The sequence below is a fragment of the Sinomonas atrocyanea genome, from assembly GCF_030811715.1.
Lineage (GTDB): Bacteria > Actinomycetota > Actinomycetes > Actinomycetales > Micrococcaceae > Sinomonas > Sinomonas atrocyanea_A.
Genome location: NZ_JAUSRH010000011.1, coordinates 127847 through 140330 on the forward strand (window position 1 = coordinate 127847; position 12484 = coordinate 140330).

The 12484-nt window shown below is 72.4% G+C and carries 11 protein-coding genes; 9 read left to right on the plus strand and 2 right to left on the minus strand.

All coding sequences use genetic code 11. The annotated features are described in order from the left end of the window. The first annotated feature begins 11 nt into the window (after positions 1–11). The 3 genes from J2W21_RS15735 to J2W21_RS15745 are packed head-to-tail and all read left to right on the plus strand — an operon-like array spanning position 12 to position 3248. Complete coding sequence (locus J2W21_RS15735; protein WP_307115451.1) at positions 12–785, plus strand: demethylmenaquinone methyltransferase; 774 nt, start codon at positions 12–14, stop codon at positions 783–785. A gap of 17 nt (positions 786–802) precedes the next feature. Next, positions 803–2134, plus strand: coding sequence for a geranylgeranyl reductase family protein (locus tag J2W21_RS15740; RefSeq protein ID WP_307115452.1), 1332 nt, complete (start codon positions 803–805; stop codon positions 2132–2134). Between the two features lie 10 nt (positions 2135–2144). Further along, entirely contained in the window at positions 2145–3248 is a 1104-nt protein-coding gene (locus J2W21_RS15745; protein WP_307115453.1) for a polyprenyl synthetase family protein, read from the plus strand. An 86-nt stretch (positions 3249–3334) separates the two neighbouring features. Here the strand turns inward: J2W21_RS15745 and J2W21_RS15750 are convergent, their stop codons facing one another. Together J2W21_RS15750 and J2W21_RS15755 are read right to left on the minus strand one after the other, a co-directional pair. Then, positions 3335–4258 (minus strand): hypothetical protein, encoded by a 924-nt coding sequence (locus J2W21_RS15750; protein ID WP_307115454.1) that lies wholly within the window; start codon positions 4256–4258, stop codon positions 3335–3337. Between the two features lie 326 nt (positions 4259–4584). Continuing rightward, positions 4585–5022 (minus strand): hypothetical protein, encoded by a 438-nt coding sequence (locus J2W21_RS15755; RefSeq protein WP_307115455.1) that lies wholly within the window; start codon positions 5020–5022, stop codon positions 4585–4587. Between the two features lie 70 nt (positions 5023–5092). Here J2W21_RS15755 and J2W21_RS15760 point away from each other — a divergent pair, with 70 nt between their 5' ends. From J2W21_RS15760 to J2W21_RS15785, 6 genes are all read left to right on the plus strand, one after another. Further along, the gene (locus J2W21_RS15760; RefSeq protein ID WP_307115456.1) at positions 5093–5821 is read left to right on the plus strand and encodes a sirohydrochlorin chelatase; all 729 of its coding nucleotides are present in this window, start codon (positions 5093–5095) and stop codon (positions 5819–5821) included. Continuing rightward, positions 5818–7035 (plus strand): MFS transporter, encoded by a 1218-nt coding sequence (locus J2W21_RS15765; protein ID WP_307115457.1) that lies wholly within the window; start codon positions 5818–5820, stop codon positions 7033–7035. The genes J2W21_RS15760 and J2W21_RS15765 overlap by 4 nt, the downstream gene beginning before the upstream one ends. 460 nt (positions 7036–7495) lie before the next feature. Further along, positions 7496–9235 (plus strand): nitrite/sulfite reductase, encoded by a 1740-nt coding sequence (locus J2W21_RS15770; RefSeq protein WP_307115458.1) that lies wholly within the window; start codon positions 7496–7498, stop codon positions 9233–9235. Continuing rightward, positions 9232–9978: a phosphoadenylyl-sulfate reductase gene (locus J2W21_RS15775; protein WP_307115459.1), complete on the plus strand. Its 747-nt coding sequence runs from the start codon at positions 9232–9234 to the stop codon at positions 9976–9978. Before J2W21_RS15770 ends, J2W21_RS15775 begins: the two co-directional genes overlap by 4 nt. Beyond that, the gene (gene cysD, locus J2W21_RS15780) at positions 9975–10943 is read left to right on the plus strand and encodes a sulfate adenylyltransferase subunit CysD (RefSeq protein WP_307115460.1); all 969 of its coding nucleotides are present in this window, start codon (positions 9975–9977) and stop codon (positions 10941–10943) included. The genes J2W21_RS15775 and cysD overlap by 4 nt, the downstream gene beginning before the upstream one ends. Next, entirely contained in the window at positions 10943–12316 is a 1374-nt protein-coding gene (locus J2W21_RS15785; RefSeq protein ID WP_307115461.1) for a sulfate adenylyltransferase subunit 1, read from the plus strand. The genes cysD and J2W21_RS15785 overlap by 1 nt, the downstream gene beginning before the upstream one ends. Positions 12317–12484: the final 168 nt, after the last annotated feature.

Here is a 12484-nt window from a genome sequence, read left to right on the forward strand (position 1 = left end):
GAATGGTGCGGGTGAGCAGCGCAGGCAGCAGGGCATCCCTCGAGAAGCGGCCCGATGAGGTCGCCACCATGTTCGATGAGGTCGCACCGCGGTACGACGTCATGAACGACCTCCTCTCCCTCGGCCAGACGCGCCGCTGGCGGAAGATCGTGCTCGATGCGGTCGACGCCGGCCCCGGCCAGCGGGTCCTCGACCTCGCCGCCGGGACGGGCACCTCCTCGGAGCCCTACGCGGATGCGGGGGTCGACGTGGTCGCCTGCGACTTCTCCCTCGGCATGCTGCGGGTGGGCAAGCGCCGCCGCCCGGACATCGACTTCATCGCCGGCGACGCGACGAACCTGCCCTTCGCGGACGGCTCCTTCGACGCCGTCACCATCAGCTTCGGCCTGCGCAACGTGAGGGAGCCCCGCAAGGCCCTCGCCGAGATGCTGCGGGTGACCAAGCCCGGCGGCCGGCTCGTCATCGCCGAGTTCTCCTCCCCGGTCAACCCCCTGTGGCGCACCATGTACGTCGAGTACCTCATGCGCGCCCTGCCCGAGATCGCCCGCCGGGCCTCCTCCAACCCGGACGCCTACGTGTACCTCGCCGAGTCGATCCGCGCCTGGCCGGACCAGGACAACCTGGCCGCGTGGCTGTCCGAGGCCGGGTGGACGGACGTGACGTACCGCAACCTCTCCGGCGGGATCGTCGCCGTGCACCGCGCCTACAAGCCGGAGGCCGCCGCCGATGCGCCGGCGGCGCCGCCCGCCCAGGTCCGGCGCGCGCGCCGCTCCGCGTCCCGCTGACGCGCGGCGGATCCACCGTGGACGTCCTGATCGTCGGCGCGGGCCCGGCCGGCTCGACCGCAGCCCACTACCTCGCACGCTCCGGCGTGCCCGTCACCGTGCTCGAGAAGACCCGCTTCCCGCGCGAGAAGGTCTGCGGGGACGGGCTCACGCCCCGCGCCGTGCGGGAGATCCAGCTGCTCGGGCTCCCGCACGCCGCCGAAGACGGCTGGCGCCGCAACCGCGGCCTGCGCCTCATCGCCGGAGGCCGCACCCTCGAGCTGCCCTGGCCCGACCTCGACGGCTTCCCGGACTACGGGCTGGTCCGCACCCGCCTCGGCTTCGACGAGGCCCTCGCCGCCCACGCCCGCTCCGCCGGGGCGCAGGTCCTCGAGGGGCACTCAGTCGCCGAGATCCTGACGGACGACGCCGGCCGCGTGGTGGGTGCCCGCGCCCACCTCCTCGACGAGGCCGGCAGGAAGACCGGCGAGACGCGCGACTTCCGCGCCGACGTGGTCCTCGCCGCCGACGGCAACTCGACCCGCGCCGCCGTCTCCCGCGGCCTGGCCAAGCGCGACGACCGCCCGCTCGGCGTCGCCTACCGCACCTACTTCGAAAGCCCCCGCCACGAGGACGACTGGATGGAGGGCTGGCTCGAGCTGCCCGGCGCGGACGGCAAGCCCCTGCCCGGGTACGGCTGGGTGTTCGGCGTGGGCGACGGCACGTGCAACGTGGGACTCGGCATCCTCAACTCCTCCAAGGAGTTCGGCAGGCTCGACTACCGCCAGGTGCTGCGCGAGTGGACTGCCGGGATGCCGGGGGAGTGGGGCTTCACCGAGGACCGCCAGGTCGGGCCCATCCGCGGCGCCGCCCTGCCGATGGGCTTCAACCGCACCCCGCACGTGGTCCCCGGCATGGCCCTCCTCGGGGACGCCGGAGGCATGGTGAGCCCCTTCAACGGCGAGGGCATCTCCTACGCCATGGAGTCCGGTCGGTTCGCGGCCCAGTACCTCGTCGACGCCGCAGCAGCCCAGCGCGCGGCGGGCCGGGCGCGGCCGGCGGAGGCCGACGTCGACCGTCGCCTCGGCGCCTACGCCGACCGGGTGCGGCGCGAGTGGGGGAGCCACTTCACGCTCGGGCGCGCGTTCGCGGCGCTGATCGGCCATCCCGCGGTGATGCGTGCGGCGCTCGCCACCGGCATGCCCGTCCCGCCGCTCATGCGCCTCGTGGTGCGGCTGCTCGCCAACCTCACCGACCGGCCCGGCACAAGCCTGCCGGACGCGGCGATCCGGGTGCTCGAGGCGCTCGTGCCCGCGACGTCGAACACCGTCCCACCCCGCCCGGCGCGCGCAGTGCGCCCCGAAAGCTAGGCTTGACCCCGTGACTGAATCTGCAGACGGCCGCTGGACGCACGCGGGGCACGGCCGCCCCGAGTCCTCCGAGCCGCCTCCCACCACCACGGCGATCGCCGCCGGCATGCAGCTGCCTGCCGGCTTCGCCGCCATTGCCGAGGACGCTGAGCTGGGCCCTGCGATCACCACGAGCATGGCGCGCGTCGAGCGGGTCCTGCGGGAGGCCATCTCCAACTCCGACCCCCTGGCCGACGCGACGAGCAAGCACCTCATGGAGGCCGGCGGCAAGCGCATCCGGCCGCTGCTGACCATCCTCGCCGCGCACCTGGGCGACTCGGAGCGCGCCGAGGTGCTGCAGGCCGCCGCGGTCGTGGAGCTCACCCACCTCGCCACGCTGTACCACGACGACGTCATGGACTCCGCGCCCTACCGCCGCGGCGCTCCCACCGCCCACGAGGTCTGGGGCAACACCGTGGCGATCCTCGCCGGGGACCTCATCTTCGCCCGCGCCTCGATCCTCGTCTCGGACCTCGGCGGCCGCGCCCTGGCCATCCAGGCGCGCACGTTCGAGCGGCTCTGCCTCGGGCAGCTGCACGAGACCGTGGGCCCGCGCGATGGCGAGGACCCGCTGCAGCACTACATCTCCGTGCTGGCCGACAAGACCGGCTCGCTCATCGCCGCCTCCGGCCAGTTCGGCGTGATCTTCTCCGGCGCCCCGTCCGAGTACGAGTCTGTGCTCGTGGACTACGGCGAGAAGGTGGGCGTCGCGTTCCAGCTCGCCGACGACGTCATCGACGTCACCGGCGGCAAGGTCACCTCCGGCAAGATCGCCGGGACGGACCTGCGCGAGGGCGTCCCGACCCTGCCCGTCCTGCTGCTGCGCCGTGCCGCGGCCAACGGCGATGCCTCCGCCCAGCGCGTGCTCGGCTTCGTGGACGCAGACCTCTCCGGCGACGACGCGCTCGCTGCGGCCGTCGACGCGATCGCGTCGCACCCCGTGACCGAGCAGTCGTGGGCCGTCGCGCGCGAGTGGGCCGATGCCGCCAAGGCCGCGCTCCGGCCGCTGCCCGAGGGCGTCGTGAAGGACTCGCTCGCGGCGTTCGCCGACGCGGTGGTGGAGCGCCGGGCCTGACCTCGCCGCCCCGGCGTTGAGGGGTCATGTCCCTGCGTTGAGAGGTCATGTCCCTGGGTTGAGGGGTCATGTCCCTAGGGGTCCCGCTAGGCCGCCCGGGCCGCGAAGAGGGAGCGCAGGTCGGCGCGGACGCGGGCAAAGTCGTCTTGGCGGTCCTCCGCAGTGACGATGATGACCACCCAACCGGCGGCGCGGAATGCCGCGTCCCGGCGCGCGTCGCGCCGGCGCTGTTCGTTGGTGAGGTGATGGTCGCCGTCGTACTGGATCGCGACCTTGATGCTCCGGTAGCCCATGTCTGCGCTGAAGGAGAAGCGGTCGGAGGGCCGGAGGACGATCTGCAGCTCCGGTTCCGGGAAGCCGTAGGCGAGGAGGCAGAGCCGGAGCAGCGTCTCCTGGACCGAATCGGCGCCGACCCGCATGTCCGCGAGGGCGGCGCGGCACTTCGCGACCCCCTTCATCTTGGGGTGGCCGCGGAGCATCTCCGCCAGTGCGTCCTTGGTGGTGTGCGGCCGGCTCCGGCCATCGAAAACGGGCCGGGGAGAGCGGATGAGCTGATCCCCGAGTGCAACGAGCGCGACCGGTCCCAGCTCGTTGCCCAGATCAAGCCAGGTGCGGGCCGGCGAACTGGCGAGGATGCCCCGCTCGAGCTGCACAACTTCGTCCGGCAGAACGCGCACGCGGTGCCCCACGACCCCATCTCGCCTCACCCGCGGCAGATGGCTGGGCTTGCTCAGGTGGAGCCATGAGTGGTCGGCTGCCTGGTCGGGGAGCCACAGTCCGTGCAGGGCGGCCGACGTCCTGTGGGACGCCCACGCCCCAGGCGTCAGCGCGAGGTGGGACCGAACCCGGTCCGCGATGGCTGGCTCGCCCTCGCCCGGGAGGTAGAGCTCGCGGCTGGCGTGCCTGACGTTCTGGCGGAGGAGGTCGAAATAGTCCAGACCATGACGCTGGGCCTCGGCGGACGTGAACGGCGAGGAAAGCATGATCTCGAGCGCGGTGGGCGTTGTCATGCCGGAATCGTGGCACTGTTCTGGGGATCATGCGTTGAGTTATCCACAGGGTCGGGTCAGACTCCCGGGATCACGGGGCGCGGTTTGTCCTCCACAGGCTCAGGGACATGACCCCTCATCGCAGGGAGGTGACCCCTCATCGCAGGGACATGACCCCTCACGGGTTAAACGGGTGGTCCCGGGACTCGGCTAGCGCCGATTCCCGGGACCGTTTTCCGTTCGCACCCGGATTCACTGGAGGCTAAGAAGTGAACCCACTGACAAGCATATGACAGATCTGTAAAAAGTCCAGTGGTACTAGTCAATCATTGTGAAGTCTTGTGGTGTCAGCCCTCTTCGTCTTCCTCGTCATCCTCGCTGAAGACCCACTCGAACATGTCGAAGGTGAACTCTGAGAACGTTCCGTCCTCGGAGACCCACTCGCCTCGGGCGTTGTTCTTGCGGTACACGATGGGGTCCGGGACGCGGAGGTCGCCCGCGCGGATGCCCCACGTGAACTGCTCCTCCTCGTCCTCGAGGAACATGAGGAAGCCCTCGTCGTCGATCTCGAGCTCTTCGGGGTCCCAGAAGTAGTGGTAGGCCTCCATGAGCTCCGAGTTGCCGAGCGCGAGGTAGAACTCGCGCAGCACCTGCGGGATCGTGAACGCATGCTCCTCGAGGGCCTCGTCGAGCTCCTTCTCCGAGATCCCGTCTGCGGGCTTCCAAGGATCCTCGAGGTACTTCGGGACAAGCGCGCGGAACTTCTCCAGGAACATCTCGTTCATGTGCTTCATCCTAGTCGGGCGGCGTCCCCGGGTTTCCGCCGCGTGAACGGGCGGCCGGTACGCTCGGCACATGACCCAGGACATCCTCGTGGCATGCGCCCATGGAACCAGCAACGCCGAGGGCCGGGCCGCGATCCTGGCCGTCGTCGAGGAGATCCGGGCCGCCCGGCCGGGCCTGACCGTGGTGGACGCCTACGTGGACGTGCACGGCCCCGAGCTGCCCGACGTCGTCGCCGGGCTGCCCGCGGAGGCGAGTGCCGTCGTCGTGCCCCTCCTCCTCAGCGTCGGCTACCACGTGAAGGTGGACATCGCCCGGGCGGTGGCGTCGCGCCCCGGCACGCTCGCCGCCGGCCCCCTCGGGCCCGACGAGCGCCTCGCGGACCTCCTCGCGCAGCGCCTCGCCGAGGCGGGGCTGCGCGCCGATGACGCCGTGGTGCTCGCCGCCGCCGGATCCTCGAACCCGCAGGCGGCGGCCGACGTCGAACGCCTCGCCGACATGCTCCGCCACCGCGTCCCGAACCGCGTCCTGCCCGGGTACGGCGCGAGCGCCTCCCCGAGCGTGCCGGAGGCCGTCGCCGAGCTGCGCGCCGAGGAGGCGGACGGGACGGGCGACGCCGCGCGGGTCGTCGTCGCCTCCTACCTCCTCGCGCCGGGCTTCTTCCACGACCAGCTGGCGAAGGCGGGGGCCGACGCCGTCGCCGCGCCGCTGCTGCCCGCGCCCGTCGTCGCCCAGATCGCCCTGGACCGCTACGACGCCGCGCTCGCCACCCCGGCCGCTCCCGCCGAGCCGGCCGAGTGAGCGCCGCGGCCGGGCCTGCGCCCCGGAAGGCGACGGCCGGGCTCCTCGTGGTCCTCGTCGCGGCGATGGGCGTGGGCCCGATCCTGAACTACGGCCTCAGCGCGGTGAGCCCGCTGATCCTGGCGTCGCTGGGCATGAGCCAGTCCCAGTTCGGCCTCCTCGCCGGCGCCGTGTTCGCCTCGGCCGCCGTGAGCAGCTTCTCCCTCGGGCGCCTGAGCGACCGGGCCGGGACGCGCACGCAGCTCGTGCTGATCTTCGGCGGGACGGTCCTGGCGCTCGTCATCGCGGCCCTCGCGCACAGCTTCTGGGTGCTGCTCGCGGCGGTCATCCTCGCCGGCCCTGCGCAGTCGATCTCGAACCCGACCACGAACCGCGTGGTCGTGACCTCGGTGCCCCCGCACAAGCGCGCCGGGTGGATCGGGATCAAGCAGTCCGGGGTGCAGGCGAGCCAGCTCTTCTCCGGGCTGTTCTTCCCCGCGGTGGCGCTCTGGCTCGGGTGGCAGGGCGCGTTCGGGCTGGCCGCGGTGATTGCGCTCGGGCTGCTCGCGTACGGGTTCACGCAGGTGCCCTCCGAGCCCGCGAAGCCGAGGTCCCACGCCCGGCGCGGGCAGGGTGGGTCGCTGCCGTTCTCGGTGTGGCTCTTCGCCGGGTTCGCGTTCTTCTCGGGTCTGGGGATGCAGGCCACCAACGTGTACCTGCCGCTGTACGCCGTGCGCGAGCTGGGCTTCCCGCTCGTGCTGGCCGGGGCCGCGGCGGGCGTCTCCGGCATCGTCGGGGTGTCCTCGCGGATCGTGTGGGGGCGCAGGATGGCCAGCGGCGCCCGGCCCTCCGGGCTGCTGCTCGCCCTGGCCCTCGGCGCGATCGTGGGCGTCGTGTGCCTGCTCGGCGCCGGCGCGTGGCACCAGCCGTGGCTCGTGTGGGCCGGGGTCGCGCTGCACGGGGCGACGGTGCTGGGCGCGAATGTGATCATGAACGCGGCCGTGCTCGTGGTGGTGCCCTCGGAGCGCGTGGGGGTGGCGTCCGGCGTGCTCGCCGCGGGCATGTACACGGGGTTCTCGCTCGGGCCGCTGATCATGGGCGTCCTGGCCGACGTGACCGGCTCGTACGACGTCGGGTGGCTCGCCGTCGGCGCCGGGTACCTGGTCTGTGCCGGGCTCGCGCTGTGGCTGCGGCGGTACGGCGCCACGCACCCGTGGACGTCGTTCTCCCACTGACCCCGCCCCTCCCCGGTTTCGGGTACGCATCTCGTCGCACCTCTGCCGTTTCGGGTACGCATCTCGTCGGCTTTTCCGGCTTTCTGGTACGCACGACGGCGGGCTCCCCGGCCGCGTGCGGCGACCCGGCCGGCGTCGTGCGCACCGGCAGGAGATCGGGTGCGCAGCTGCCCGGGGCGTCCAGGGGCGGCCGTACCCGAGACGCGGAAAGTGCGACGAGATGCGTACCCGAGACCCGAAAGGCGCCACGAGATGCGTACCCGAGACGCGGAAAGGGCGACGAGATGCGTACCCGAAACGGGGGGGGTGGGGGAGAGGGGGAGGACCGGAGGGGCGGGAGGCGGGGAGGAGTCAAGGGTCACCCCCGAGATCGGGCCCTGTGCGACGAAATGCGTCCCCGGGTGACCCCGCATTGCAGCGCCGTGGAGGCCGGGCGGGCGGGCTCCGTACCCTCGAACGCATGACAGAGACCGCCACGCACCCGCGCACCGACTCAGCGCGCCCAGCACGCCCGCGTGCCGCCAAGCCGAACGGGCAGTGGAAGGTGGACGGCACCGCCCCGCTGAACGCGAACGAGGCCTGGAAGCAGGAGGACGGCGGCCTCAGCGTCCGCGAGCGGATCGAGACCACCTACGCCGCGGGCGGGTTCGACTCGATCGACCCGACCGACCTGCACGGCCGCTTCCGCTGGTGGGGCCTCTACACCCAGCGCAAGCCCGGGATCGACGGCGGCAAGACCGCCACCCTCGAGCCGCACGAGCTCGAGGACCGCTACTTCATGATGCGCGTGCGCATCGACGGCGGCGCGCTCACCACGGAGCAGCTGCGCGTGATCGGCGGCATCTCCCGCGACTTCGCCCGCGGCACCGCGGACATCACCGACCGGCAGAACATCCAACTGCACTGGGTCGAGATCGAGAGCGTGCCCGAGATCTGGCGCCGCCTCGAAGCCGTCGGACTGCACACCACCGAGGCGTGCGGCGACGTGCCGCGCGTGATCCTCGGCTCCCCGGTCGCCGGCATCGCCGCGGACGAGATCCTCGACCCCACCCCGCAGATCCGCGAGATCGCGGACCGGTACATCGGTGACGAGTCCTTCGCGAACCTGCCGCGCAAGTACAAGACCGCCATCACGGGCCACCCGTCCCAGGATGTGGTCCACGAGATCAACGACTTCGCCCTCGTCGGCGTGGTGCACCCCGAGCTCGGCCCGGGCTACGACCTGTGGGTCGGCGGCGGGCTCTCCACCTCGGCGCACCTCGCCGTCCGCCTCGGCACCTTCGTGGAGCCCTCCCGCGCCGCCGAGGTGTGGGCCGGCGTCACGGGCATCTTCCGCGACTACGGCTACCGCCGCCTGCGCAACCGCGCCCGCCTGAAGTACCTCGTGGCGGACTGGGGCGCCGAGAAGTTCCGCCACGTCCTCGAGACCGAGTACCTCGAGGCGCCCCTGCCCGACGGCCCCGCCGCCGTCAAGCCCTCCACCCCCGGCGACCACGTGGGCGTGCACCGCCAGAAGGACGGCCGCTTCTACATCGGCGCGACCCCGACCGTGGGCCGCGTCTCCGGCGAGACCCTCCTCGCGCTCGCCGACCTCATCGAGGCCCACGGCTCCGCCCGCCTGCGCACCACCCCGCACCAGAAGATCGTGGTGCTCGACGTCGACCAGGACCGCGTCGACTCGCTCGTGGCCGGCCTCGAGGAGCTCGGCCTCTACGCCAACCCGAGCCCCTGGCGCCGCTCCACCATCGCCTGCACCGGCATCGAGTTCTGCAAGCTCGCGATCGTGGACACCAAGGACACCGCCACCGACGCCATCGCCGAGCTCGAGAAGCGCTTCGGGCCGGAGGACGGCGACGACGCCGCGAACCGCCTCCTGCGCCCCCTGACCCTGCACGTGAACGGCTGCCCCAACTCGTGCGCGCGCATCCAGACCGCGGACATCGGGCTCAAGGGCCAGCTCCTCCCCGACGGCAACGGCGGCCAGACCCCGGGCTTCCAGGTGCACCTGGGCGGCGGCCTCGCCTCCGACTCGCGCGAGGAGGCCGGCACAGGCCGCACCGTCCGCGGGCTCAAGGTGACGGCCGAGGACCTGCCCGACTACGTCGAGCGCGTCACCCGCCGCTACCTCGCCGAGCGCGCCGACGAGGAGCAGACCTTCGCCGAATGGGCCCACGCCGCGGACGAGGAGGCGCTCCAGTGAGCACCGAACGGGTTTCGCCCCCGGTGGTTGAGCGCAGCCGAGACCTCCGTCCCACGGACGAGCTCAAGGCCCTCGCCGAGGCCGGCGCCGCCGAGCTCGGCTGGGACACCTCCGCCCAGGAGGTGATCGGCTGGGTGGCGCGGAACTTCGCGGTGGAGGCCACCGCCGTCGCCTGTTCAATGGCCGACGCCGTCCTGCCCGCCCTGGTGGCCGACCAGCTCCCGGGCGTGGACGTCCTCTTCCTCGACACCGGCTACCACTTCCCCGAGACCTACGCGACGCGCAACGAGGTCGCGGAGAACCTGCGCGTCACGATCGTCGACGTCACCCCGAAGCAGACCGTCGCCGAGCAGGACGCCGCGGAGGGCAAGGACCTGTTCTCCCGCGACCCCGGCCGCTGCTGCGCCCTGCGCAAGGTCGAGCCGCTGCACGCCGCGCTCGCCGGATACGAGCTGTGGTTCACCGGCGTGCGCCGCGACGAGGCCCCCACCCGCGCCGGCACCCCGCTCGTGACGTGGGACGAGAAGAACGGCCTCGTCAAGGTCAATCCCGTGGCGCCGTGGTCCTTCGACGAGCTCGTGCAGTACTCCGAGGACCACCTTCTGCCCGTCAACCCCCTCCTTGCCCAGGGGTACCCCTCCATCGGCTGCGCGCCCTGCACCCGCCCAGTCGCCCCCGGAGAGGACCCCCGAGCCGGCCGCTGGTCCGGCACCGACAAGACAGAATGCGGACTCCACGTATGAGCACCCGAGTTGAAGAAATCCCCACAGCCGCGCCGGTCCCCACAGCCGCGCCGGCTGCTCCGGGAGTGGCCCCGGCCCTGCCCCTCCTCGACGCCCTCGAGGCCGAGTCGATCCACATCCTCCGCGAGGTCGTCGCCGAGTTCGAGCGCCCCGCGATGCTGTTCTCCGGCGGCAAGGACTCCGTGGTCATGCTGCACCTGGCGGCCAAGGCGTTCTGGCCGGGGAAGATCCCGTTCCCGGTCCTGCACGTGGACACGGGCCACAACTTCCCCGAGGTCCTCGACTTCCGCGACCGCACGGTCGCGCGGCTCGGCCTGAAGCTCGTGGTCGGCTCCGTGCAGGAGTTCATCGACCGCGGGGAGCTCGCCGAGCGCGCCGACGGCACCCGCAACCCGCTCCAGACCGTCCCGCTCCTGGACGCGATCGAGCGCAACAGGTTCGACGCCGTGTTCGGCGGCGGCCGCCGCGACGAGGACAAGGCGCGCGCCAAGGAACGGATCCTGTCCCTGCGCGACGAGTTCGGCCAGTGGGACCCGCGCAACCAGCGCCCCGAGCTGTGGAACCTCTACAACGGCCGCCACACGGTCGGCCAGCACGTGCGGGCGTTCCCCATCAGCAACTGGACCGAGCTAGACATCTGGCGCTACATCGAGCGCGAGCAGATCGAGCTGCCCAGCATCTACTACGCCCACGAGCGCGACGTGTTCGTCCGCGACGGCATGTGGCGCGCCGTGGGCGAGGTGAGCCGGCCGCGCGAGGGGGAGGACGTCGTCGTGCGCACCGTGCGGTACCGCACGGTGGGGGACATGTCCTGCACCGGCGCCGTGCTCTCCGACGCCTACACGGTGGCGGACGTGGTGCGCGAGGTCGCGGCGTCGACCCTCACCGAGCGCGGGGCCACCCGCGCCGACGATCGCATTTCCGAGGCGGCGATGGAAGACCGCAAGAAGGACGGGTACTTCTGATGAGCACGCTGGCCGAGACCGCCGAGACCACTACGCTGGCCGAGGGCACCCTCTTCCGCTTCGCCACCGCCGGGAGCGTCGACGACGGCAAGTCCACCCTCGTGGGCCGCCTCCTGCACGACTCCAAGGCGATCCTCGCCGACCAGCTCGACGCCGTGGCCCGCACGTCTGAGGCCCGCGGCTTCGGCGGCGAGAAGGGCGGGCTCGACCTCGCGCTCCTCACCGACGGGCTGCGCGCCGAACGCGAGCAGGGCATCACGATCGACGTCGCCTACCGCTACTTCGCGACCGACCGGCGCACCTTCATCCTCGCCGACTGCCCCGGCCACGTGCAGTACACGAAGAACACGGTCACGGGCGCCTCGACCGCGGACGCCGTGGTGCTGCTCATCGACGCGCGCAAGGGCGTGCTCGAGCAGACCCGCCGGCACCTCTCCGTCGCCGCCCTCTTGCGGGTGCCGCACGTGGTGGTGGCGGTGAACAAGATCGACCTCGTCGACTTCTCCGAGCCGGTCTTCACGGCGATCGCGGACGACGTCGCGCGGCTGGCTTCCGAGCTCGGCCTCCGTGACGCCGTGGCCGTCCCGGTCTCCGCCCTAGAGGGGGACAACATCGTGGACCGCTCTGACCGCACGGCCTGGTATGCGGGGCCCACGCTGATCGAGCTGCTCGAGTCCCTGCCGAGCACGGACGAGCTGGGCGACCGGGCCGAGGCCTTCCGCTTCCCCGTGCAGACGGTGATCCGGCCGCAGGGCGCTCTCGCACCGGGGCTGGACGAGGCCGAGTTCCGGGACTACCGGGCCTACGCCGGGCAGGTCACCGAGGGCGTGGTGCGCGTGGGCGACCGCGTCTCCGTCGTGACCCCGGGCCAGGGCGCCCGGGAGACGACCGTGGTGGGGATCGACGTCGCCGGCCGCGCGCTCGAAGAGGCCGCCGCGCCGCTGTCCGTCGCGCTTCGCCTCGCCGACGAGTTCGACGTGGCCCGCGGGGACACGATCGCCGCCGCCGGCACGCTGCCCGAGAGCACGGCCGACCTGTACGGCTCGCTGGCCTGGCTGTCCGCCAAGCCGCTGCGCGAGGGCGCGAAGGTGCTCGTCAAGCACGGCACCTCCACGGTGCGCGGGCTCGTGCGGGCCGTGACCGGGAAGCTGGACCTGGACTCGTTCGAGGTGGCGCCGGCGTCCGAGCTGGGGCTCAACGACATCGGCGAGGTCCAGATCCGCCTGGCCGCGCCGCTGCCGCTCGAGCCGTACGCCGCCCACCGCCGCACGGGCGCGTTCCTCGTGATCGACCCGCAGGACGGAAACACCCTGGCCGCCGGCATGGTCCGGCCGCACCCGGGGGACACCGAGGACGAGCGGTACTGGATCTAAGAAGAACTCTCGCCGGGCGAGCGGGGTGACGCAGAGCCGAAACCGACGAGTGTGGGGGTGTTTGGGGGGGGGGGGAACGAAAACCCCCCAAAACCCACCCAACAGTGGGCGCCCCCCCGGGGGGTGGGGGGGGGGCGGCCCCGGCCCCCGGCCGGGGCAAGGCCGGGC